General features: G+C 60.3%; 23 protein-coding genes. 1 reads left to right on the top strand and 22 read right to left on the bottom strand.

Annotated features, from left to right (window positions below; genetic code table 11):
- Positions 1-300: 300 nt before the first annotated feature.
- From ACRX4W_RS05785 to ACRX4W_RS05775, 3 genes are all read right to left on the bottom strand, one after another.
- Positions 301-1,701 carry a phosphoglucomutase/phosphomannomutase family protein gene (locus ACRX4W_RS05785; protein WP_117630036.1) on the bottom strand — a complete coding sequence of 467 codons (1,401 nt, stop codon included), beginning with the start codon at positions 1,699-1,701 and terminating at the stop codon, positions 301-303.
- A gap of 159 nt (positions 1,702-1,860) precedes the next feature.
- Positions 1,861-2,754 (bottom strand): homocysteine S-methyltransferase family protein, encoded by an 894-nt coding sequence (locus ACRX4W_RS05780; protein WP_117840418.1) that lies wholly within the window; start codon positions 2,752-2,754, stop codon positions 1,861-1,863.
- 10 nt (positions 2,755-2,764) lie between these two features.
- Positions 2,765-3,187, bottom strand: a complete 423-nt coding sequence (locus tag ACRX4W_RS05775) for a metal-dependent transcriptional regulator (protein WP_089573098.1) — start codon at positions 3,185-3,187, stop codon at positions 2,765-2,767.
- 120 nt (positions 3,188-3,307) lie between these two features.
- Between ACRX4W_RS05775 and pepT the strand changes: the two genes are divergently transcribed.
- Positions 3,308-4,555, top strand: a complete 1,248-nt coding sequence (gene pepT, locus ACRX4W_RS05770; RefSeq protein ID WP_117766202.1) for a peptidase T — start codon at positions 3,308-3,310, stop codon at positions 4,553-4,555.
- A 251-nt stretch (positions 4,556-4,806) separates the two neighbouring features.
- Here pepT and ACRX4W_RS05765 read toward each other — a convergent pair whose 3' ends face one another.
- The 19 genes from ACRX4W_RS05765 to ACRX4W_RS05675 all read right to left on the bottom strand — a co-directional run bounded on the left by ACRX4W_RS05765 (position 4,807) and on the right by ACRX4W_RS05675 (position 23,121).
- On the bottom strand, positions 4,807-6,042 hold the full coding sequence (locus ACRX4W_RS05765; protein WP_432299588.1) for an LCP family protein: 1,236 nt from the start codon (positions 6,040-6,042) through the stop codon (positions 4,807-4,809).
- Between the two features lie 12 nt (positions 6,043-6,054).
- The gene (murA, locus tag ACRX4W_RS05760; protein ID WP_432299587.1) at positions 6,055-7,338 is read right to left on the bottom strand and encodes a UDP-N-acetylglucosamine 1-carboxyvinyltransferase; all 1,284 of its coding nucleotides are present in this window, start codon (positions 7,336-7,338) and stop codon (positions 6,055-6,057) included.
- An 88-nt stretch (positions 7,339-7,426) separates the two neighbouring features.
- Complete coding sequence (gene atpC / locus ACRX4W_RS05755; protein WP_006235718.1) at positions 7,427-7,819, bottom strand: ATP synthase F1 subunit epsilon; 393 nt, start codon at positions 7,817-7,819, stop codon at positions 7,427-7,429.
- Between the two features lie 3 nt (positions 7,820-7,822).
- On the bottom strand, positions 7,823-9,277 hold the full coding sequence (atpD, locus tag ACRX4W_RS05750; RefSeq protein ID WP_006235717.1) for a F0F1 ATP synthase subunit beta: 1,455 nt from the start codon (positions 9,275-9,277) through the stop codon (positions 7,823-7,825).
- Positions 9,277-10,185, bottom strand: a complete 909-nt coding sequence (gene atpG, locus ACRX4W_RS05745; RefSeq protein ID WP_006235716.1) for an ATP synthase F1 subunit gamma — start codon at positions 10,183-10,185, stop codon at positions 9,277-9,279. The genes atpD and atpG overlap by 1 nt, the downstream gene beginning before the upstream one ends.
- Positions 10,186-10,190: 5 nt before the next feature.
- Complete coding sequence (atpA, locus tag ACRX4W_RS05740; RefSeq protein WP_117797576.1) at positions 10,191-11,789, bottom strand: F0F1 ATP synthase subunit alpha; 1,599 nt, start codon at positions 11,787-11,789, stop codon at positions 10,191-10,193.
- The gene (locus ACRX4W_RS05735; RefSeq protein WP_006235713.1) at positions 11,789-12,265 is read right to left on the bottom strand and encodes a F0F1 ATP synthase subunit delta; all 477 of its coding nucleotides are present in this window, start codon (positions 12,263-12,265) and stop codon (positions 11,789-11,791) included. Before ACRX4W_RS05735 ends, atpA begins: the two co-directional genes overlap by 1 nt.
- Positions 12,255-12,857, bottom strand: coding sequence for a F0F1 ATP synthase subunit B (gene atpF / locus ACRX4W_RS05730; protein WP_006235712.1), 603 nt, complete (start codon positions 12,855-12,857; stop codon positions 12,255-12,257). Before atpF ends, ACRX4W_RS05735 begins: the two co-directional genes overlap by 11 nt.
- 15 nt (positions 12,858-12,872) lie before the next feature.
- Positions 12,873-13,067, bottom strand: a complete 195-nt coding sequence (locus tag ACRX4W_RS05725; RefSeq protein ID WP_022094262.1) for an ATP synthase subunit c family protein — start codon at positions 13,065-13,067, stop codon at positions 12,873-12,875.
- A 124-nt stretch (positions 13,068-13,191) separates the two neighbouring features.
- A complete protein-coding gene (gene atpB, locus ACRX4W_RS05720) occupies positions 13,192-13,995 on the bottom strand; it encodes a F0F1 ATP synthase subunit A (RefSeq protein ID WP_271729784.1) in 804 nt (267 codons plus the stop codon).
- Between the two features lie 3 nt (positions 13,996-13,998).
- Positions 13,999-14,310 (bottom strand): hypothetical protein, encoded by a 312-nt coding sequence (locus tag ACRX4W_RS05715; protein ID WP_035138788.1) that lies wholly within the window; start codon positions 14,308-14,310, stop codon positions 13,999-14,001.
- A gap of 280 nt (positions 14,311-14,590) precedes the next feature.
- Complete coding sequence (gene upp / locus ACRX4W_RS05710) at positions 14,591-15,238, bottom strand: uracil phosphoribosyltransferase (RefSeq protein WP_117746943.1); 648 nt, start codon at positions 15,236-15,238, stop codon at positions 14,591-14,593.
- 123 nt (positions 15,239-15,361) lie between these two features.
- Positions 15,362-16,903, bottom strand: coding sequence for a glycerol kinase GlpK (gene glpK / locus ACRX4W_RS05705; protein WP_373161878.1), 1,542 nt, complete (start codon positions 16,901-16,903; stop codon positions 15,362-15,364).
- Positions 16,904-16,916: 13 nt separating this feature from the next.
- Positions 16,917-17,660: an L-threonylcarbamoyladenylate synthase gene (locus ACRX4W_RS05700; RefSeq protein ID WP_117716377.1), complete on the bottom strand. Its 744-nt coding sequence runs from the start codon at positions 17,658-17,660 to the stop codon at positions 16,917-16,919.
- A 134-nt stretch (positions 17,661-17,794) separates the two neighbouring features.
- The gene (locus ACRX4W_RS05695; protein WP_147330254.1) at positions 17,795-18,286 is read right to left on the bottom strand and encodes a type II toxin-antitoxin system HicB family antitoxin; all 492 of its coding nucleotides are present in this window, start codon (positions 18,284-18,286) and stop codon (positions 17,795-17,797) included.
- Positions 18,253-18,438, bottom strand: a complete 186-nt coding sequence (locus ACRX4W_RS05690) for a type II toxin-antitoxin system HicA family toxin (protein WP_117716376.1) — start codon at positions 18,436-18,438, stop codon at positions 18,253-18,255. The genes ACRX4W_RS05695 and ACRX4W_RS05690 overlap by 34 nt, the downstream gene beginning before the upstream one ends.
- 68 nt (positions 18,439-18,506) lie before the next feature.
- Positions 18,507-19,757, bottom strand: coding sequence for a N5-glutamine methyltransferase family protein (locus ACRX4W_RS05685; RefSeq protein WP_432299582.1), 1,251 nt, complete (start codon positions 19,755-19,757; stop codon positions 18,507-18,509).
- A gap of 589 nt (positions 19,758-20,346) precedes the next feature.
- Positions 20,347-21,414 (bottom strand): peptide chain release factor 1, encoded by a 1,068-nt coding sequence (prfA, locus tag ACRX4W_RS05680; RefSeq protein ID WP_055252487.1) that lies wholly within the window; start codon positions 21,412-21,414, stop codon positions 20,347-20,349.
- A gap of 291 nt (positions 21,415-21,705) precedes the next feature.
- Positions 21,706-23,121 carry a M20/M25/M40 family metallo-hydrolase gene (locus ACRX4W_RS05675; RefSeq protein WP_124786605.1) on the bottom strand — a complete coding sequence of 472 codons (1,416 nt, stop codon included), beginning with the start codon at positions 23,119-23,121 and terminating at the stop codon, positions 21,706-21,708.
- Positions 23,122-23,148: the final 27 nt, after the last annotated feature.

The following is a 23,148-nucleotide window of genomic DNA, read 5'->3' as shown; positions in this document are numbered from 1 at the left end:
CTCGGCGGCCTTGCGAAAAACAAATCCAAGTTAGACCATTTCAAATGGTTCGATGTCTGCCCGGATGCGACACTGAAGTAAGTGTCCATCCTCGCAGTATCCGGTTCTCAAGGTGCACGCCTGGCGGCTGATCCGGTCCGACCGGGCCGCGCGGCAAGGAGATATATTGCCAGACCGGAGGGGCGCCGGGGGCGGGAATCTGGGTGTACACATTTCCTACACAATTTGGGATCCGACTAACGTTTGCCAGCCGTTAACTACCGCTCACCGAGCATCTCTTTATATAAGGCAGTCTCATGGTTAAAGCGGATACGTTCCCCTAGCTAAAGCACAGCCAGCATCGAGCAACTCATCACGTTCTTCCACCGAGAACCCCTCGGCGTAGACGCGCACCACTGGTTCGGTCCCGCTAGGACGGACCAGCAGCCACGTGTCATCCTCGAATGCTAAACGCAAGCCATCCATATGACTAACGTTTTGCGGCACCTTGCCACAAATCGACTTGGGGTTTACGCCCGGCAGCAGGGTTCGTAACGTTTCGGCATCTTCGGCCTCAAGGCGCAAATCGCGTCGACCGTAACTCGTCTTACCAAAACTGTCCTCGAGTTGGTCGACCAGAACGCCCAAAGGCGCGTCCGTCTTTGCCATAAGCTCACACAGAATCAGACAGGCGAGGATTCCATCGCGCTCGGGCATATGCGCGGCGATGCCGATACCACCGGCTTCCTCGCCGCCTATGAGGACGCCACCCTTCTTCATCTCTGCCGCTATATATTTGAAACCGACTGGTTTGACGGTCACGCGGCAGCCAAGCGCCTCGGCAATGCGACGCACGAGCGTCGAGCACGAAAGATTGACGACGACGCGTCCCTCCAAATTACGAAATTGAACCAAGTCGCCCAAAACGAGCGCCATGATCTGATGCGGATGTATATATCTGCCGCGCTCGTCAACCGCGCCGATACGGTCGGCGTCGCCGTCGGTCACCAGGCCAGCGCAAGCTCCGTCCTCGATAACCGTATGCTCGCAAGCGTCCACCCACGGCTCAACGGGGTCGGGGCAGATATCTTCTTGGTCAGGCGCCTGCCCGGCGTGAATCTCGTGCACCTCAACGCCAAGCTCGCGCAGCAAGTCGGCTAGATAGCCCTGGGCTGCGCCGCCCATGGGGTCAACAACCACGCGCAGGTGCGCGGCGCGGATGGCTTCGGCATCGACAAACGATGCCACCGCTTGCATATAGTCAGGAATGATATCCGCGGTGCGATATTGCCCCTCGATCCCCATTGGCTCGGGAGCCATGGTCTCTTCGAGCTCTTCGATGACATCCTGGTTGGCGGTCGAGCCGTCACCCATGCGAATCTTGAGACACAGATAACCCTGCGGATGATGGGACCCCGTCACCATGAGCGCGCCGCACGCCTCACCGTCATAAGCCGCCGCCCACGTAAGGGCAGGGGTCGGAACAGGTCGCGAAGCGAGCACGGCGTCTAGCCCGTGCGCTGCTAGCACACCCGCCGCAAGCTCAGCGAACTCGCGCGCCAGGGGCCGAGTGTCGAACCCTATATATACCGTTTTGCCCGGATTGGTCTTTTGCCACAACTCGCCGACGGCATCGGCGATACGGGCAACGTTATCGGCAGTGAAGTCCTCATCGACGCGAGCACGCCAACCGTCAGTTCCAAAATGAATTATCGCGCACACGCGCAGACACCTCACAGTGTTTGGATCATGGTACGCATGAGGTATACCCGCGATACACGCTCGGCAACCTGCCGGCACCAGCATTCACCATTTGGGCAAATGCTGCCGAGGACATGCAGGCAATAAAAAAAACCGCCCCGTATGGAGCGGTTTTGCCCTTTATATATCGAGCGCCTCGGCCATCGCTGCCGTAGTGATTGCCGTAGTTCCACAGCAACTGCCCACCATTGCGGCACCGGCATGTCTCCATTCGATGCATGCGCGCGCGAAAGCTTCGGGGTTCTCGTGCCATACGGGGCCATCCTGAGTCTGGACCGGATCGCCCACGTTGGGACGCACCGTGACGGGAGTAGTCGCCGATGCAACCATCCTGCGCACCGCCGCGTTCGCGGCCGCAAGCGAACAGCAATTAACACCAACCGAGTTTGCGCCGTGTTTTTCGGCGTACAAAACGGCTGCCTCAATGTTGAGGCCATCGCCCAACAGGTCGCCCTTATCGTCAACGACAAAACTCACCAGAACAGGCATGCCGTCGGCGGCATCTCGGGCGCCGGCAAGCATGGGCTGCAAATTACGGATAGACGTCACCGTCTCGATCAGCAGACCGTCAACACCAGCATTGAGCAAGGCGTGCGCCTGTTCGCGCGCAATGCCTCGGATCTCACGAAACTCGGCCGAGTCCTCGGCAAACCACTCAATACCGATCGGACCCATCGAGCCCAGCAGCAGCTGAGGGTGCGCCTGGCGGGCATCGTCGACGGCCCCGCGATTGACCTCCGCCACGGACGGCGCAATCTGGTCGTGCTTGAGGGCATAGCTTGATGCCTGAAAGGTATTGGTAATGAGTACCTGCGCGCCGGCGGCGACATACAAGCGATGGATACGAGAAACGGTCTGCGGCTCTGCCAGATTCCAAAACGCCGGTGGAATATCGGCGGCGTCGTACTCACTCAACAGAACACTGCCCATGGGGCCCTGCGCCAACAAGGTCTCGCTCGACAAGCGGCGCGTAAGTTCCTCGGCACCAAAGCGATTGTAATAACTCGTATCCATATATATCCCGCTATTCCTCGACGCTGATTCCCTGCTTTTCGAGATAGGCGAGCCAGCGGTTCATCGTGTCCTCGGATAGCGCATGCTCCATCATGCAGGCCTCGGAATCGGCTCGCTCAAATTCGACACCGAGCTCCTGAACCAAAAACGTGCGGACGAGGCGATGACGGTACCAGATAGCCGTGCCAACCTCGCGGCCGCGATCGGTCAGGACTACCTTGCCGTAGTGCGATTGCTCGACAAGCTCGGATGCCTTGAGCGCCGAAACCGCTTTATTGACCGATGCCTTGGAGACGCCAAGGCGCTGCGCGATGTCGACCGATCGCACGCCGTTGGTTTCCCCCTCTTCGCTTTCAATGCGAACCATGCACTCCAAGTAGTCTTCGTTCGCCACCGTCAGATGTAGTTCGCGCGAGCTATTTGTCGTATCCATGATCTTCCGTCCCTTCTGCATTCATTGGCTGATTCTACCCCATCCAAGCGTCGCGGTATGCCGTGGCATACCGTGCTAGAGTTCTTGTTGCACACGACGACCAAGATTGGAGCGGTCTTTATGGAAAACACCACCACGAACCCCGATGTCCTCGAGCGCTTTTTGCGCTACGTCCAGATCAACACGCAGTCCGAGGATGCAAACTGCGACCAGGTACCCTCGAGCGCCGTTCAGTTTGACCTTGCCAACGTGCTGGCTGAAGAGCTGCGCGAGCTTGGTGCGGAAGATGCCCACGTGACCGAGCACGCCTATGTCTGCGCGCATATCCCCGCAAGTGTGGGCGCTGAGGACAAGCCCGCCCTGGGCCTGATCGCCCATCTCGACACCACCGAAGTTGCACCGGGCGCCGGCGTGAAGCCGCACATCGTGCACTACGAAGGCGGCGACCTGGTCTGCGGCACGGTTGACGGTAAGCCCGTTGCCATGAGTACCGCCAAGCTTCCCGCCCTGAACGACCTCGCGGGTGAGGACCTGGTCTGCAGCGATGGCACCACGCTGCTGGGCGCGGACGACAAGGCAGGCGTCGCCGAGATCATGTCGCTTGTCGCGCGTATCGCTCAGGACCCTTCTCTGCCCCATCCCGCACTCGGCATTTGCTTCTGCCCTGACGAGGAGATCGGCCACGGAGCCGAGCTGTTGGATATCGATACCTTTGGCTGCAAGTATGCCTACACGGTCGACGGTGGCCCCATCGGCGAGCTGGAGTGGGAGTGCTTTAATGCCGCTGAGGCGACCGTCTGCTTTGAGGGCCAGTCCATCCACCCGGGCGACGCCAAAGGCCGTATGGTTAACGCAGGCAATCTGTTCTGCGACTTCAACGCGTTGCTCCCCTACGTGCAGCGCCCGGAGTATACGGAAGGCTACGAGGGCTTTTATCACCTTGAGGGTGTATCTGCAACCGTCGATCACGCCACAGCGCGCTATATCGTCCGCGACCATGACGCAGCCAAGTTCCAGCAGAAACTCGACCTTATTGATGCCGCCGCCTCGATGCTCAACCAGCGCTTGGGTGACAAGCGCGTGACGGTCGAGATTAAGCAGCAGTATCGAAATATGGCCGAGATCGTTCGTGACTATCCCGAGCTTATTGATGTTGCCAAGGAAGCCTACCTTGCCTGCGGCGTTGAGCCCCAAGTGCTGCCGATTCGCGGCGGCACCGACGGCGCGCAGCTGTCGTTCCGCGGTCTGCCCTGCCCCAACCTTTCCACCGGCGGCTATTGCTACCACGGCGTCAACGAGTTTGTCCCGGTCAGTTCGCTCGTCAAGATGACCGACGTCCTGCAGGAGCTCGTCGCCCGTTTCGCATAAGCCTGGCTGCATAAGCCCAAAAGACGAATCGCCCCGTCCTCTACAGAGAACGGGGCGGTTTTTGATACAAGGGGAGTAGTCAACATCGCAGGTTGAGCCAACGTCAGCGAGCGACGTCCAAGGCGAACAAGTTGGCATGAAAAAGGCAGGGCATTGACCTTCTGGTCATGCCCTGCCTTTTGAATGACAAATTGTCGCCTTGGGCGGCGCGCAGCGTCGAGTCGTTACGGCGTTTGGTAAAACGCCGTAACTTAGTAGTTGGCCTCGTAGCCGTTGCCGTCGCCGGTGGGCTCTTCATAGTAGTCCGAATCGCTCGAATCGCTTGAGTCATCGGAATTGTCAGAGCTGACCGAAGAGGTTGCGGTACCGTTTGCGTAGTCGTCAGACGTGTTGTTGTTCAGGTCGCCGATCGTAGAGCTCGAACCGTCGGAAAGACCCATGGTGTTGGGGCCCTTGGGATCCTTGCCAGCATCGACGCGCTCCATCATTTCCTTGAGCTCGTCCTCGTAGACAAAGACGTAGCTCACACCGTCGATCATGGTGCTGTCGTCGGCGTACGAGGGCAGGTTGGCCGAGTAGATACCGTCGACATCCATACCGCGCATGGCGTTGACCGTAGCCACGATATCCTGAACGCTCATATCGGTTACGAGCATATCGGACAGCGAATTAACCAGGCCAAAAATCTTCGTGGCATCGAAGTTATTGAGAATCTGGTTGGCAAGGGCACCAAGCACCTGACGCTGGTGGCGCATGCGCGTGTAATCGCCGTCGGCATAGGTGTAGCGGCAGCGGGCATAGGTAAGGGCGGTGGCACCGTCCATATGCTGCTGGCCAGCGGTAATCTTAATATCCAGGTGCTCAGGGTCGTCAACATCATCGGTTGCGTTAATGTCGATACCGCCAACCGAATCAATCAGTGCCTGCATACCGTCGAAGCTGACCTCGGCATAGTGGGAAATCTGAACATCGCACAGCTCGTTGACCGCCTCGACCATGGCCTCGGCGCCGCCAACGGTATGGCAGGCGTTGATCTTCATGGTCTCGCCCTTGTACTCGACCTTGGTGTCGCGCGGAACGGAAATGAGCGTCGCCTGCTTTTGCGTGGGGTCGATGCGTGCCAGGATAATCGAGTCGGCACGATACGTATCCTCGCCCGGACGGCCGTCGGTGCCAAGAAGCAGCACGTAGAACGGATCCTTTGCCTCATCGGTGTCAACCAGAACCCGACGCAGATTGTCGGTAATGACATTAGAATCGCCGAGCTTGCCCATAATGGTGGCAAACCACAGGCCGGCAGCGGTAGTGGCACTCAGCAGCACGCCAAGCACGACAATGAGCGCGACGTGACGAATCGTGTGGCTACGACGACGTTGACGAGCGCGCTCGGAATAGCGAGCCACGTTATCGCGACTATAGATCTTGGCCTGCGCACCAGTTGAGGGTCTTCGGGTGGTGGTATCCGCGAGGGGCTTTTTATTAAACATAGGCAACCTGTATTAGTAGATGACGGGATCGGGGACGGTAGCATGCTCGACATGCGCGCCGAGCGCCTGCAGCTTTTCGACAAACTGCTCGTAGCCGCGCTTGATATGATGGATGGCCGAAACCTCGGTCGTCCCGTCGGCGATCAAGCCCGCTACGACGAGGGCCGCTCCGCCACGCAGATCGGGCGAGGTAACCTGTGCACCCGAGAAGCCCTTGACGCCATGAATCATGGCATGATGGCTCTCGATACGAATGTTGGCACCCATGCGCACCAGCTCAGAGGTAAACATAAAGCGATTCTCGAAGATGTTTTCGGTAATAACGGAACTGCCGTCGGCAAGGGCGGAGAGCACCATAATCTGCGCCTGCATGTCGGTCGGGAAACCGGGGAACGGAAGCGTCTGGATGTCGACCGGCTTGATACGCTCGGCACGGTTCACATGGACGCCATCCTCGACGCGCTCGCAGTCGATACCCATGAGCTCCATCTTCTTGAGCACCATGCCCAAGTGAATGGGGCAAAAGCCCGTGACATCGACACCGCGATCGTCGGCCATCAACGCACCGGCAACGATAAAGGTACCGGCTTCGATGCGGTCGCCCACCACGCGATGGGTAACGGGATGGAGCTCTTCCACGCCTTCGATCGTCACGACGGGCGTACCGGCGCCAACAATCTTGGCGCCCATCTCGTTGAGCATGTTAGCGAGATCGACGATCTCGGGCTCGCGGGCGGCATTGTCGATAACCGTGGTGCCCTGTGCGCGCACAGAGGCCATGATGAGGTTCTCGGTCGCACCGACGCTGGCAAACTCGAGCGTGACGGTGGTACCGCGCAGACCTTGGGGCGCATTAGCGTTGATGTAACCGTGGGCGGTATCGAACTCAACGCCCAGGGCCTCAAGACCAAGAATGTGCATATCGATCTTGCGAGCACCCAGGTTGCAGCCGCCCGGCATGGCAATTTTGGCGCGATGGAAGCGGCCCAGCAGGGGTCCCATGACGGCGGTGGAAGCGCGCATCTTGGCAACGAGCTCGTAGGGGGCCTCCCATGAATCGACCTGAGAGGTATCAATCTCGAGCGTGTGCTCGTCGAGAACATCGATCGTAGCGCCCATGCCCTTGAGCACCTTGCCCATCACGTGAACATCGGAAATATCGGGCACGTTCTGCAGCGTCGTCTTGCCCGGCGCCAGAAGCGTTGCCGCCATGAGTTTGAGCGCGGAGTTCTTGGCACCCGAGACGGGCACGGAGCCTCCGATGGCGTGGCCACCCTCAACGCGGATAATATCCAAGGTCTACCCTTTCAAAAAGCATGCCCGGGGTGGCTGGGCCATCCCGGGCATGATGTGTTCGCAAATGGTCGAACGCTAAATCGTTTGACTATTGGGCAAGCTTGAGCTTACACCATGCGATTTCATTATAGAGGTAGGCGCGGCGTGCATCATCCTCCGACAAATTACCCAGCTTCTCTTCAAAACCTTGAATATCAGCTTTAAGCTTGTCGGCATCGACGGTCGCCAAATCGCAAGCGCGCTCGGCGAGAACGGTCACGACATCGTCCGCAACCTGGGCATAGCCGCCGGCCACGGCAAACGTGTGGTCGACAGTGCCCATGGCCTTATCGGAAACGCGAACGTAACCGCGGTCGATCGTGCAGATCTCGCTGGAGTGAGCAGGCAGAACACCAAACTCGCCATCCGTGGACGGAATCGACACAAACGCAGCGTCGCCCTCATAGGCGCAGCTCACGGGGCACACGATGCGGATACGCATAACCTACTTCTCCCCCATCTTGCGGGCGCGCTCGCGCACGTCCTCAATCGTGGAAGCATAGCGGAAAGCCTGCTCGGGCAGATCATCGGCCTTGCCGTCGACAATCTCGGCGAAAGAGCGGACGGTATCCTCGACGCGGACGTAGACACCGGGGTTACCGGTGAACTTCTCGGCGACGTGGAAGGACTGCGAGAGGAACTGCTGAATCTTACGAGCACGGTTGACCGTAAGGCGCTGCTCCTCGGACAGCTCGTCCATACCCAGAATGGCGATGATGTCCTGAAGGTCGGAGTACTCCTGCAGGAGCTCCTGGACCTTAACGGCAACACGGTAGTGCTCCTCGCCAACGATCGAGGGATCGAGGGCGTCGGAGGAAGACGCAAGCGGGTCGATAGCCGGGAACAGGCCGAGCGACGAAATGCTACGCGAAAGAACCGTGGTGGCATCGAGGTGCGTGAACGTCGTGGCAGGCGCCGGGTCGGTCAGGTCGTCTGCGGGGACGTAGACAGCCTGGACGGAGGTAATGGAGCCCGTCTTGGTCGAGGTAATGCGCTCCTGGAGGTCGCCCATCTCGGTTGCCAGCGTGGGCTGGTAACCAACGGCGGACGGCATACGGCCCAGCAGTGCGGAAACCTCCGAACCTGCCTGGGAGAAGCGGAAGATGTTGTCGATGAACAGCAGAACGTCCTGGCCGCGATCGCGGAAGTACTCAGCGGTGGTAAGGCCGGCCAGACCGATGCGCAGACGCGCTCCGGGCGGCTCGTTCATCTGACCATAGACCAAGCAGGTCTTGTCGATAACGCCAGACTCGCTCATCTCGAGAAACAGGTCGGTGCCCTCGCGGGTACGCTCGCCGACGCCGGTGAACACCGAGGTGCCGCCGTGCTCCTGGGCGAGGTTGTTGATGAGCTCCTGAATCAGAACGGTCTTGCCGACGCCGGCGCCGCCGAACAGGCCGGTCTTGCCGCCACGGATGTAGGGCTCGAGCAGGTCGACGGCCTTGATGCCGGTCTCGAAGATCTCGGTCTTGGTGGTGAGCTCGTCGAAACGGGGCGCTGCATGGTGGATGGGGTAGAACTCCTCCACCTCGGGCATGGGCTTGCCGTCGACGGGCTTGCCCATGACGTTCCAAATGCGGCCGAGCGTCTTGGGGCCAACGGGCATCTTCATGGGCTCACCGGTATCGGTGGCGATGAGGCCGCGCTGCAGGCCGTCGGTCGAGGACATGGCGACCGTGCGGACGACGCCGCCCGGAAGCTGGCTCTCGACCTCGAGGATCGTGCTCAGATGACCGATCGGGGTCTCGGCCTCGACCGTGAGCGCGTTGTAGATCGGGGGCACCGCGCCGTCAAACTTGACGTCGACGACAGGGCCGATGATTCGCACGATGCGACCATCACCGGCAGTCGTCTTCTTGGTGGCTTCCTCGACCGCAAGCTTTACGGTGTTATTAGCCATTACTGTTCCTCCAATGCTGAGGCTCCGCCGACGATCTCGTTAATCTCGGTCGTGATCGAAGCCTGGCGCACGCGACTATACGTGCGGGTAAGGGTCGAGATGATCGCGGTGGCGTTTTCCGTCGCGGAGTGCATGGCCTTGCGGCGTGCACCCTGCTCGGCAGCCGCCGAATCGATCAGGGCCTGGTAGATGACCGTCAGGATATAAGACGGCACAAGCTTGCCGAGAACATGCTCGGGAGAGGGCACGAACTCGAACGTGGACGAGATGCGCTTAGGGGCGTCGGTCTCGTTCTTACGCGGACCGTGGGCCATAGCGATCATCTCGGGGTCGAGCGGCAACAGATGCTCGACGCGAAGCTCCTGATCCACGCGGTTCTTGGCGTGGTGGTAGACAAGCTCGACACGGTCAAGCTCACCGGCACGATACGCATCGCAGATATGAGAGGAGATCATGCGGGCCTGATTGAAATCGGGCTCAGAGGAGTTGCCCTCAAAGTGCATGACGACGTTTGCGCGGTCACGGAAATACGTGGCCGGCTTACGCCCGCACGCGATGATCTCGCACTCGATGCCGTCGTTCGCCCAAGAAGCGGCGAGCTTTTCGGCCGTGCGCTCCACCGTCGTATTGAAACCGCCGGCAAGGCCGCGGTCCGAGGCAATAACGACAATCAGGCCATGCTTGACGCTCTCATGCTTCTGCAGCATGGGATCGGTGCCCGAACAGGAGGCGTCGCCGGCGACCGTCAACATGACGTCGGTCAGCGCCTCCTTATAGGGCTCGGCCTGCTTGGAGCGATCGAGGGCACGACGGATCTTGGCCGTAGAGACCATCTCCATCGTGCGCGTGATCTGCTTGGTCGTGGTAACCGAGGAGATTCGCTTCTTAATGTCGCGAAGGTTGGCCATGGGGCTTAGTTCTCCTCTGATCCAGAAACATCCGAATGGTGCTTGGCCATGAACTGCTGCTTGAAGTCGCCGATGACGCGCAAGAGCTCAGCCTTGGTGTCATCATCGATCTTCTTGACGCGAACCTTGTCGAGCAGCGAACCAAAGCCATTGTCCATGTACTCGATGAGCTCGGCACGGAAGGGCAGCACGTCGGCGATCTCCAGGTCATCCAGGAAGCCCTCGTTGCCAGCGAACAACGTAACGATCTGCTCGCCAACCTCAAACGGCTTGTAACGCGGCTGCTTCAGGAGCTCGGTCATGCGAGCACCATGGGTCAGCTGCTTCTGAGTAGCCTCGTCGAGGTCGGAGCCGAACTGCGTAAAGCCAGCGAGCTCCTGGTACGAAGCGAGGTCCAGGCGAAGGTTGCCGGCAACCTGCTTCATAGCCTTGGTCTGCGCATCGCCACCGACGCGGGACACGGAGATGCCCACGTCGACTGCCGGGCGCTGACCCTGGAAGAAGAGCTCGGACTGCAGGTAGATCTGACCATCGGTAATGGAAATGACGTTGGTCGGAATGTAGGCCGAGACGTCGCCGTCCTGGGTCTCGATGATCGGCAGTGCCGTCATGGAGCCGTAACCGTTCTTCTTGGACATCTTGACGGCACGCTCGAGCAGACGAGAGTGCAGGTAGAAGATGTCGCCAGGATAGGCCTCGCGTCCGGGCGGACGATGCAGCGTCAGCGACATCTGACGGTAGGCCACAGCCTGCTTGGACAGGTCGTCGTAGATGACGAGCACGTGGCCGCCGGGGTTGGTCTCGCTGGCGGGCTTGCCGTCCTCGCCGTTGTACATGAAGAACTCGCCGATAGCGGCACCGGCCATAGGCGCGATGTACTGCATAGGGGCGGAATCGGCAGCGGTGGCCGAAACGATGATGGTGTAGTCGAGCGCACCGTGCTGAGCGAGGGTCTCGCGGATGTTGGCAACCGTGGAGGCCTTCTGGCCGATGGCGACATAGATGCAGACCATGCCCTTGCCGCGCTGGTTGAGGATAGCGTCGATGGCGATGGCGGTCTTACCGGTCTTACGGTCGCCGATGATGAGCTCACGCTGACCGCGGCCAATAGGCACCATGGAGTCGATAGCGAGCAGACCGGTCTGAACCGGCTCGCACACCGGGGTACGATCGATGACGCCGGGAGCCTTGAACTCGATGGGGCGACGGTGCGTGGCGACGATGTCGCCCAGGCCGTCGATGGGCTGGCCGAGCGGATTGACGACGCGGCCGAGCATGGCACGGCTCACGGGGATATCCATAATGCGGCCAGTGGTGCGGCACTCGTCGCCTTCCTTGATGGAGTCGACGGCACCGAACAGAACGGCGCCGACCTCGTCACGGTCAAGGTTCTGGGCAAGGCCGAAGACGGTCTCACCGGTATCGGAGCTCTTGAACTCCAGAAGCTCGCCTGCCATGGCGCTCTTGAGGCCGGAGACGCGCGCGATGCCGTCGCCTACCTCGTCGACCGTTGAAACCTCATGCGTATCGACCGTCGCGGAGAGGCTCGTGAGCTGCTCCTGCAGTTTCTTGGCGATATCCTGGGCATTGAGGGTTTCGGACATTAGGCTTCACCTCCGTACGAATTAGCAGAGTTTGCGAGGGTCTCCTGCGCGATGCGCAGCTGCGTCTTGACGGAAATGTCACGACGCTCGCCGCGGGCCTCGAGCACCAGGCCGCCCACGATAGACGGGTCAACCTGCTCGATAAGGAATACCTTGCGGCCGAAGTCCTGCTCGCATTTCTTAGTGATGGTTTGACGCAGCTCGTCGTCGAGCGGGATCGCCGTGGTGACGGTCACGCCCACTACATCCTCGTCTTCCTCGGCAACATACTTAAAGGCAGCTGCCACCTTGGGAAGAAGGTCGAGCTGGTCGCGCTTGGACATGGTGTCGAGCACGGCGATGATCTCGGGGCTGGCAGAAGCCAAGCGCTCGATCATCTCGAGGTCCTCGAACACATGGTTCTCGGCCTTAGCGGCTTCCAGAAGGGAGCGCGCGTAGGTCTCGAGCACCTTGTCCTGATAGCGGCTAGTCGGCATTCAGGCTACCTGCTTCCTGGATGTAGCGCTCGATGAGCTTCTTCTGCTCGGCATCGTCCTCGAGTGCCTCGCCCACGATCTTGGTGGCGACGGCAACGGACAGGTCGGCGATGGAGCTCGCGGCACCGGCGTAAATGGACTTGCGCTCGTCCTCGACGGTCGTATGGGCCTTGGCGATGATCTCCTCGGCCTCCTTGTGAGCAGCCTCGATGATACGGGCGCGCTCGGACTCGGCGTCCTTACGGGCCTCGAGAACGATGTCGGCAGCCTGACGACGGGCGTCGGTGACAATCGAGTCGGACTCAGCGCGCTTGGCGATAGCCTCCTGCTTGGTCTTCTCGGCCTCGTCGAGGCTCTCCTCGATCTTCTTGCCGCGCTCCTCCATGGTTTTCATGATGCCCGGCAGGGCGACCTTGGCCAGCACGATCCAGATAATCAGGAAGGCGATAAGCGCCGGGATGAACTCCGCCATCTTAGGGATGAGGATGTCCGCACCGGCAGCGCCGTCCTCGGCGAACGCGGAAACCGGCATGAGCAGCGCGGCCGCGGACGCGGAGAGTGCGATCGCGCTCTTCTGGGATGAAAGATTCATACTTGACGCTCCGTGCTATTTAACGATCAGCGCGACAACGAAGCCGATCAGAGCCAGAGCCTCGCCGAAGGCGGAGCCCATAATGAAGACGGTGAACACGCGGCCCTGGACCTCAGGCTGACGGGCCATAGCGCCCGTAGCACCCAGAGCAGACAGGCCGATAGCAAGACCAGCGCCGATAACACCGAGACCGTAACCGATAACTCCCACGATTCCTCCTTTGTCGTGCGTGTCTTATTTCACGCAGGATAACCTTTTTATAACTGCCGGGCTCCATGGGTACGGGCACCGGCGGTTTAACGAATTACCTTACCTTTAAGGCGCGAACGGAAGACTACTCCTCCTCCGCGACCTCCTCTGCCTCGGAGACATACACGGCGGTAAGGACCGTGAAGACGTAAGCCTGGATGGCGCCGACCACAAGCTCGATCGCATAGATCAGGATGAGGATGGCAAGCCAGGCCAGCGAAGGCAGGGCGCCAACGGCGTGGGCCGCGGAAACCTGCTGAAGCAGCGGCTGCATGAACATGCTCGCCATGATGGCGAACGAGCCCATGACCACGTGTCCTGCGAACATGTTGCAGAACAGACGGACGGCGAGCGTGATGAGGCGCAGGAAGGTCGAGAAAAGCTCGACGACCCACACGAGCACGTTCATCGGGAAGCTCACGCCCTGCGGGGCGAGGCTCTTGGTGTAGCCGATCACGCCGTGAGCCTTGCATCCGTAGTAGATGAAGTACACGAAGGCGAAAATGGCGAGTGCGGCGGTGGAGCCGATTGCGCCGGTGCCGGGCTTCATTCCCGGAATCAGGCCGATCATGTTATTGATCAGGATGAACAGGAAAAGCGAGCACAGGAACGGGAAGTGCTTCTTCCAGTTCTCACCCACGACACCCTTGCCGATATCGTTCTCGACGTACTCGATGATGTACTCGAAACCGTTGACGAAGAAGCCCTTGGGAACCAGGGTCTGCTTCTTCTTGAACACGGCCAGGACGATCAGGAGCACGATCGTGGAGACGATCAGCCAAAACGAGTACTGCGTGATGCCGCAGCTCAGATCGCCCACGACAGGGGTGGAGCTGAACTCGCTGACCAGATGATTAATCTCATCAGGCAGCTTTTCAAAAATTTCCACGACTTACCTTTCGACCTCATGAGGATCTCGCAGCGCCTTGGCGACACGAACCGCGCAGGCGGCCATAAAGGCCACGAAGCCGATCGCCTCGCCCAGGAGGAACATGCGAAATGCCTCTCCGAACAACACAAACACAACCAAGGTAAAGACGAGCAGGGCGATTGCCGAGACCGCCAGACTCACCATACCCTTGAGCATGTCCGCATTCTGTTTATCGTCAAGAACCGGCTTGAGCGTAAAGACAAAGGGAAGGAAGGCAATTGCGCCCGCGATGGCGCCTGCAACGATAGCGAGCAGATCGGCTATCTGAAACACTGGCGTCCTCACTTTCCTTTTTAACGCTTCACAGAACAGTTCCCGCCAAACATTGGTGACTATTGTACGAGCCAATCGCTAAAGTACAACCGAAAAAGCATCGGTTAATACGCACCTGTTCGTTTTCTTAAGACCTTCTTTATGCCGCAGGTACGGTAATACGTTTTTCTCGAACCCTGCAGGGCAAAACGTCCGTTAACAGGAGTGCGCGCGGTCGCCTTTTGTTCGTCCGCGCGCACCGTTTCTTCGTATTTGCAGCCGCGGCCGTTTAGCCCAGCGACTAGAGCGTGCCGTAGATGCGGTCGCCGGCGTCGCCGAGGCCGGGAACGATGTAGGCAGCCTCGTTGAGATGGTCGTCGATGGCGCAGGTATAGATATGCACATCTGGGTCCTTCTCGGTCAGCGACTTGAGGCCCTCGGGGGCCGCGACGATGCACAGCATGCGGATGTCCTTGACACCGCGCTCGCGCAGGTAGCTGATGGCCATCTCGGCCGAACCGCCCGTGGCAAGCATGGGGTCGACGACCAGGCAGATGCGCTGGTCGATATCCTTGGGCATCTTGCAGTAATACTCGTGCGGCTCGTGGGTGACCTCGTCGCGCTCCATGCCGATGTGACCCACGCGAGCGGAGGGCACCAGGTCGAGGATGCCGTCGACCATGCCAAGGCCCGCACGCAGGATGGGCACGATGGCGAGTTTCTTGCCGGCGAGCTGTTTGAACGTGGCGGTAGTGATGGGGGTCTCGACCTCGACGTCTTCCATAGGCAGGTCGCGCATGGCCTCGTAGCCGTCAAAAAGCGCGAGTTCGCGCACGAGCTGGCGGAACTGGTTGGTGCCGGTGTTTTTGTCGCGCAGGATCGACAGCTTGTGCTGGACGAGCGGGTGATCGACAAGCGTCACACGGGACGTATCGTAGGTGACGGTCATGGGTTGATTGCCCCTTTCGTTGCGGCCGCAATACGGCCTTGCTGACAAGGCGCGCAGCAATGTTGCCGCCGCACGCCATGCATTAGTTTAGCGGTTTGTTGTATCGAGCAGCCCATCGCAGCCCTACTGTGCGGTACTGAGCGAGCGCCTGACTGCATCACGCCAGCCCGCAAGGTTTTGTTCGCGGCGCTCGGCGGACATGTGGGGAAGGAAGGTCCTAACGATCTGGGCATTTTGCTCCAGCTCTTCTAGGTCTTCCCAATAGCCGACGGCAAGACCCGCCAAGTACGCGGCACCGATTGCCGTGGTCTCCACCGTCTCGCATTGCAGCACGGGGATATCCAGCAGGTCGGCCTGGAATTGCATGATGAACTCGTTGCGCGAGGCACCGCCATCGACAGACAGGCGCTCAATCGAAAGCCCCACGTCCTGCTCCATGGCGCGCAACACGTCGTAGCTCTGATATGCCATGGATTCGCAGGCGGCACGTACGATGGTCGCACGGCTCGAGGCGCCGGTCAGACCGCACACGATACCGCGGGCATGCGGGTCCCACCAGGGAGCACCCAAACCCGCAAAGGCGGGAACGAAGTAGCAGCCCTCGTTGTCGCTAATCGAAGCGGCGAGTTGTGCCGACTCGCTCACGCTCGAGATGATGCCCATGTTGTTGCGAAGCCAGTTCATCGTTGAGCCGGCGGCAAAAATAGAGCCCTCGAGCGCATAGCTGACTTTGCCGTCCGCAGCGATACCGATGGTGGAGACCAGGCCATTCTTGGATTCGACGATCTCGTCGCCGGTGTTCATGAGCATAAAGCAGCCCGTGCCATAGGTGTTTTTGGTCTGACCGGGACGGAAACAGCAGTGGCCGAACAGCGATGCCTGCTGGTCGCCCGCCACACCCATGATGGGCGGCATGTTGGTCATGATGTCGCTCGCGACGCGGCCGTAGTCGCCCGAGCTCCAGCGAACCTCGGGCATCATGGAACGTGGAACGTCAAAGAGTGCCAGCAGGTCGTCGTCCCAATCGAGCGTATGGATATTAAAGAGTGCCGTGCGGCTGGCATTGGTGTAGTCGGTGGCAAAGACCTGGCCGCCGGTGAGGTTGTAGATGAGCCAGGTGTCGATGGTGCCAAACATGAGGTCGCCCGCCGCCGCGCTCTCGCGTGCGCCGTCGACGTTGTCGAGAATCCACTGCACCTTGGAGGCCGAGAAATACGGGTCGAGCGTGAGTCCCGTGCGGGAGCGCACCAGCCCTTCTGCGCCCTGCTCGACAAGCTCGTCGATCAGAGGTGCGGTACGGCGGCACTGCCATACGATGGCGTTATAGATCGGCTGACCGCTCACACGGTCCCAGACCACCGTGGTCTCGCGCTGGTTGGAGATGCCGATGGCGGCAATGCGGTCGGAGTGGATACCGCTCTTAAACTGGACTTCCATCATGACCGCGATCTGGCTGGCAAGGACCGCCATGGGGTCTTGCTCTACCCAACCGGGACGCGGAAAACTCGTTTTTACGCTGCGACGTGCCTGCGCGACGATGCAGCCGTACTCGTCGACGATGGTCGCAAGTACCGAGGTGGTGCCGCAGTCGAGCGCCATGATGTAGGAACCGCCAAAGTCAAACGAGGCATCTTCCATGCCCAGGCTGCCCAGATTCAACGACATCGCTTAAACCTTTCTATTGCATCGGGTCGGACAGGACCCGTTCGATCTCTGATGCGGGAAGTGCGCCTTGGCGCAGGATCTGGAGCCCGCCGTGCTGAAACGACACGATGGTCGAGGCGTCGCGACACGGGGTCTCACCGGCGTCGACGGCAACATCGACCCCCTCCAGGATGCGACCCTCGACGGCGGCAAAGCTTGCCGGCGAGGGCGCGCCGTGCGTGTTGGCGCTCGTACAGGCAAGGGGGCTGCCGCAGGCGCGAATGAGCGCTTGGACCACGGGAGAGGCCGAAGCGCGCAGGGCCACGGTGTCGTCGGCAGCGCGCATAAAGGTCGGCACACAGGGAGCTGCCTTGACCACGATAGTCAGGGCTCCCGGCCAGCATCGTCGCGCGAGTATGCGGGCATCTTCCGGGATATCCACGCCATAGCGATCGAGTGCTTCGACGCCATCGACCAGCCAAGCGACGGTTTGCGTGAGCTCACGTTGCTTGAGAGTGAAGATACGGCGATAGCCGGTGCCGAGCGCAGGAACTGCGGCGCCATTGACGGCAGCCTGCGGATCGCGCGGCCACGATGGGAATTCGCTTGTATCTTGGGGCACGGCGTCCGAGAAGGCGCTGACTGCCACGGCGACACCGTAGACGGTCTCGGTCGGGATCAAAGCCAGGCCGCCGCGGCCGAGCACCTCGGCCGTGCGCTCGACGGCAAGCCGATGCGGCTCGCGCGTTCCCTCGTATACCCGATAGACCGTCTGCATGTGTATGCCAGCCCCTTACGCTCTGGTGCAAGTTTGTTTACTGTGGGGCATTCTCGCACGAAACGTTCAATCTATTTGCCCAGAGCGCATGTTGGTTTGGTGAGCGGCTCTAGTAGTCGGTGAAAGTGAGGGGGTTATTGGACTGCGACGAACTTCTTTGGCCTGCCGGCGTGGCGTTCTTGGGCGGCGTAGCGCTCGATGCTGTCTATCGTTATCATCCGACGGCCGTCGACGAGTTCAACATCGAGCTTTCCGGCTTTGACCAGCGCGGTAATCCGCGGAGCGGAGACTTTGAGGTCCAGCGCTGCGTCTTTAAATGTTCGGCACGCCGCTTCCCGAGCGTCCTCGTGGTCGATTTCGACTGAAAGGGCCACGACCTCGGCCGAGCGTTCGTACCCTGCCGGAGTCAAACCGTTGTTGAGGTCGTCGGCCAAAAACGCCATCAGTGCCTCGGTGGCATGGGCAATCGCGTCTTCGCGCGTATCGCCATCGGCAAAGGCGCCGGGAATCTGCGGGAAGCTGGCGCAGTAACCGTCGTCTTCTTTTATGAGAACGCAGTCATAGGTAAATCGCTGCCTCATTTTGCCTCCAACTACCGTCCAGCTTGGCGACGAATACTTGCCCACGTGCCCTTCTTTGGTCGATCACCACCAGAGCCGTTCACGGTGACAACACGATCGTTAGAAACATACTTAGCATGACTACCGACTTGCGCGACCTTCACGAATCCATCGTGCTTGAGTAGGGCAATGATTTCCCGAAAGGTAAGAGGTTGCATGGACCGACCTCTTTCAGCCGTCCTAATTATAAACTAATTTATAATTTTTGTTAACCAGTTAATAAATATTAATGGCGCTGCTTGGGCTCGGTGACGATGGCTCGGACGATGCGGGGGCGATCGGTAAGGTCATGGACGATACGTACGTCCGAAAGGCCTGCCTGGCGACAGAGCTCGGCCGCGGCATCGAGGGTACCCTCGTAGAGCTCACAGGCAAACAGGCCGCCGGCGCGCAGCATGTAAGGCGCCGCGTTGAGCAGGCGGCGGAAGATATCGAGGCCGTCGGCGCCGCCCTCGAGCGCCAGGTCGGGCTCAAAGTCCTTGACCTCGTGCGGCAGCGAGCGCATGACGTCGGTCGGGATGTAAGGTGGGTTGGAGACGAGCACATCAAAGGTGCCCCACTCTTCGCGGGGAATGGAACTCACCAGGTTGGTGAGGCTAAAGGCAACCTCATCTGCCGTGAGGCCGAGGGCGTCGCGGTTTTTGGTGGCCAGATCGATGGCGCGCGACTCGATATCGGTGGCGGTGCAGGTAACGTGGCCGCGGCGCTCCCAGGCAAGGGAGAGCGAAATGCAGCCCGTGCCGCAGCCGACCTCGAGAACGCGGGCAGTGCAGGGCCCGGCTGGGGCAGGCGCAGCGGTATCCTGAGCTAAAGCCGTCTCCTGGTCGGCACCCTCGATGGCGATGTCGTATTCGTCGAGCTCGGGCTCGGCGGCTTTTGCGGCTTCGGCTTCTGCTGCTTGCGCGGCGGCTTCCTCGGCCTCGCGATCGGCAAGCTCCTCGGCATAGGCGCGGCTACCGAGCACGGCGCTACCCAGCGCAGCCTCATCGGCGGCCGTCAGGTTGGCAGCACGGCGCTCGGCGGTCGCGCGTTCGTCGGCCAGCGCCGCCTCAGCTTTGCGGGCCTGCTCGACCTCATCGTTCCAAGGCAGCTCAACACGCTGACGGGCAGCGGCCTCGGGGCTCAGCACCTCGGCATCCAGATAATTGAGGACTTCCTCGACGAGCATCTCGGTTTCGGGGCGCGGAATGAGCACACCGGGAGCGCACGCGACGTCAATCATGCGAAACTGCGTGCTGCCGGTGATGTACTGCAGCGGCTCGCCTTTGGCGCGACGAACGACGGCCGCATGCATGGTCTCGAGCTGGGCCGCGTTAAGCGTCTCGTCCATACGCATATATAGGTCAATGCGCGCCAGGCCCGTGGCGGCGCACAGCAGCCACTCGGCGGAAAGACGGGGATGCTCCTCGCCGCGCTCGGCCAGGTACTCCTTGGTCCACTCGAGACAACGCTTGATGGTCCAGATCTCGTTTGCCATGGGGCCCTCCCCTCTTAAGCGCCGGGCGGCGCGCGAATGTCGGAGCAGATTGTAAGCGAGGCCAGCGCTTGGCAAGGGACGATTGAAGGCGATTATCGAGAATCAGCCCAGAATTTTGCTTGGAGCCTGCCTAGAGTGTTCATTCGTCGACGTCTAAATCTGCATCCGTCAAGCTTTTGGCAAGGTTGCCCCAAAACTGACCAATATCTAACCAAGAACTTGCCAAATCACTTGACGCGCGACCCATCAAAAATCGCCCCGCGACTTCTTGGACAATTTTTCGAGCAATATTTTCGATAGCAGATATATGCCGTCAATTACCTTAAGCAGGTAAGCAGCTCAAATGACATCACAGCCGACTGAATAAAATATCAAGGCAATGTCACCAATGACTCCCTACGGATCATTTGACAACCAAGGAAACGCCGATGTTTTGGCAATGTCAGCGAGCGACGTCCAGAGCGACAAGTTGGCATGAAAAAGGCAGGGCATAGACCTTCTGGTCATGCCTTGCCTTTTGAATGACAAATTGTCGCTCTGGGCGGCGCGCAGCGTCGAGCAGTTACGGCGTTTGGTAAAACGCCGTAACTTAAACAGCCTGTGCCAGCTTCTCGGCTCGCTCGGCGGCGGCGAGTGCCTCGATGACCGTGCCGAGCTGGTCGCCCAGGAGAACGCCGTTGTAGGTGGAATTGAAGCCGATGCGGTGATCGGTCACGCGGTCCTGGGGCTGGTTGTAGGTGCGGATCTTCTCGGAACGGTTGCCGTGGCCGATCTGGCTCTGGCGCTCGGCACCGAGCTCTGCCTGCTGCTTCTCGAGTTCCATCTCGTACAGGCGGGCGCGCAGCATCTGCATGCAGACCTCGCGGTTCTGGATCTGGGAGCGCTGTTCCTGCGACTGCACCACGGTGTTGGTGGGAAGGTGGGTGATGCGCACGGCGGAATAAGTGGTGTTAACGCACTGACCGCCAGGGCCGGAGGCGCAGTAGGTGTCGATGCGCAGGTCGGACTGGTTGATCTGGACGTCGATCTCCTCGGCCTCGGGAAGCACGGCGACAGTTGCCGTGGAGGTCTGGATACGGCCCTGGGACTCGGTCTTGGGAACGCGCTGGACGCGGTGCACGCCGGACTCGAACTTCATGACGGAGTAGACGCGGTCGCCCTCGACCTTGAACTCAATGGACTTAAAGCCGCCGGCCTCGCTGGGGCTGGAGTCGAGCACGGTGGTCTTCCAGCCGCGCGACTCGCAGAAGCGCTGATACATCTTGTACAGGTCGCCGGCGAAGATGGCCGCCTCGTCGCCACCGGCGGCGGAGCGAATCTCGACGATGGTGTTCTTGTCGTCGTTGGGGTCGCTCGGGATGAGCATGTACTTAATGTCTTCCTCGAGCTGGGGAAGCTTGGCCTCGTTTTCGGAGATGTCCATCTGGAGCATCTCCTTCTCATCGGCATCGGTAGTATCGTGGAGCATTTCCTTGGCAGCCTCGATGTCATCGAGCGCGCCGATGTACTCGCGCGAGGCGGCGATGAGGTCGGACTGGTGCGCGTACTCCTTGTTGAGACGCGTGAACTCCTTGATATCGGAGGCGACGGCCGGGTCGGAAAGCTTCTTCTCGAGCTCCTCGTAGGCCTTGATAATCTTTTCGAGCTTGTCGCGCATGGCGGGACTCCTTTATATGCGTGAAGGTGAAAATCGGCAGAGCTGATGGGGCGCACGGCGCCACTGCGGGGGTAAGCCCGGCTAGAACATGTCGATCTTCAGATACATGCGCATCCCTTCGCGTATGGGGTACATAGTTGCGGTCTAACCCATACATGATAGCGTGCGCAGGCAAACCTGCATATAACCCGCACGGAATGAGTGGACGTAGCCGTTGGGGACGTTCCTTAACGGCTAGTCGTTTAAGAGCGTCCCCAACGGCTAACAAAGAGACTGTCGCTTTGTCACATTCTAGAGCGTTTGAAGCAGGGCGATGAGGAAGCGAACACCCTGGAGGTAGGCGCGGCGGGTGATGCGCTCGTTGGTGCCGTGGACGCCGCGGTTGCACTCGTCATCGTCGACCACAAACGCCGAAAAACGAATGCATTCGGAGCAAATGTGCTGGTAGTTGGCAGCGTCGGTCGCGCCGATCACGGTCGAGGGGACAATCGCCAACGGCTCGGATGATCCGTTTTCCTCCGTCCCCTTTGGATCGCGGAAATAACGGGCGGCGATGGAGCGAACCGCCTCGAGGCCGGGACCACCGATGCGCGGGGACGGCGAGGGCTCGGAGCTGCCGGGGGCCAGCTCCACTTCGACACGACCGGCAAGGTCCGCCCCGGCAACCGCCTCACGGCAGCGCGCCACAACGTCGGCCACGCTCGTGCCCTCGAGCATGCGGAAGTTAATGTTGGCCCACATATCCTGTGGCATCACGTTAGCGCCAGCGCTGCCGCCCTCGATCTGCGTGGGCGCGCAGGTAGTGGTCACGAGCGGGTAGAGTTTTTTGCTGGCGAGGCACTCGCACACGATGGTGTCCTTGTTGGAGGCAATCTCGTCGGCCGAGTAGAGCCCCAGCTCGACAAGCTGTGCGGCAAGCAGATCGGTCACACGCGTCGGCCACTCGATATCGCAGATTGCGGCGATAGCGCGGCTCAGTACCTCGAGCGATGTGCCGCCGTAGGGGTTGGACGAATGCCCGCCCTCGCTCTTCGTCTTGAGCACAATATCGGCGTAGCCCTTCTCGGCAAGGTCGGCATGCATAAGCCAGCCCTCGCCCGCGCCGTACTCGGCAGCCGAAACGATACGGTAGTCACCCTCGTCGATCAGGTATTCAAGTTCAATACCGCGCTCCTCGAGCACGCGACCGATCGCCCCCGCGCCGTACTGCGTGGTTTCCTCGTCCTGGCCAAAAGCCAGCAGCAGCGAACGCTTGTGCTCCCAACCGTGCGCCAACGCATACTCAACCGCCTCGAGAATACCTGCGACCTGGTCTTTCATGTCGATAGCGCCGCGACCCCAAATGTAGGTGTCGTCCACCTGTCCGCTAAAGGGAGCATGCGTCCAGTCGGCCTCGGTGCCCGGCACCACGGGGACCACGTCCATGTGGCCCATGAGCATGACGGGTTTGAGGGCGGGGTCGGAACCGTCAAGCGTCACCAACAGCGAATGGTCGACAAGCTCGACCTCGCCCGCCGCGAACACGCGCGGCCAGGCCTGCTGCATATAGGCGCGCAGGTCGTCGAAGGGCTGCCAGTCCACCGCCTCGGCATCCATGCTCGAAATGGTCGGAAACGACAGCACGCGGCCCAAGCGCTCGCACGCGCCGACCTCGTCTATATCCGCAAAATCGTCCTCATGCGCAAAGAAGCGCCAAACCTCGGCCATGACATCCTTTCGATTGTGACGACAAAG

Source organism: Collinsella aerofaciens (assembly GCF_964283865.1).
Taxonomy (GTDB): domain Bacteria; phylum Actinomycetota; class Coriobacteriia; order Coriobacteriales; family Coriobacteriaceae; genus Collinsella.
This window is presented reverse-complemented; position numbering and strand designations above follow the sequence as displayed.